Origin of the sequence: Pseudolactococcus chungangensis CAU 28 = DSM 22330, assembly GCF_002441885.1 — a bacterium.
GTDB classification, from domain to species: Bacteria; Bacillota; Bacilli; order Lactobacillales; family Streptococcaceae; genus Pseudolactococcus; species Pseudolactococcus chungangensis.
The window spans coordinates 1-504 of sequence record NZ_JXJT01000073.1 but is presented as its reverse complement, the minus strand read 5'-3'; the positions used below and the strand labels follow the sequence as shown (position 1 = coordinate 504).

Here is a 504-nt window from a genome sequence, read left to right as displayed (position 1 = left end):
GAAAACTGATGCACTTGATGGGACTTTATGCTAAGGGAAGCCGTTATAAATATAAACATTACAACAGAAAAGGAGCTTCGCTTTCAAGACCCAATTTAATTAATCAGATCTTTAAAGCAACAGCTCCTAATAAAGTATGGCTGGGAGACATGACCTATATCCCTACCAAAGAAGGCACCTTATACTTAGCCGTGAATATTGACGTTTTTTCACGTAAAATTGTAGGATGGTCAATGTCTTCAAGGATGCAAGACAAACTGGTTATGGATTGCTTCTTACAAGCTTGTGGGAAAGAACATCCCCAGCCTGGATTGATTGTACATACTGATCAAGGGAGTCAATATACAAGCTCTCGTTATCAGTCCATCCTTCGTCAAGTCGGTGCTCAATCTAGCATGAGTCGTAAAGGAAATCCCTATGACAATGCAATGATGGAGTCTTTTTATAAGACACTAAAGAGGGAGCTTATTAATGATGGTTCTGTTGCAAAGTTTTAAATAAAGA

At 38.5% G+C, this 504-nt stretch carries 1 pseudogene; it reads left to right on the top strand.

Annotation, left to right across the window (positions count from 1 at the left end):
- A pseudogene (locus RR45_RS10950) lies at window positions 1-476 on the top strand (IS3-like element IS1068 family transposase); the annotation flags it as partial.
- Between the last annotated feature and the right edge of the window lie 28 nt (window positions 477-504).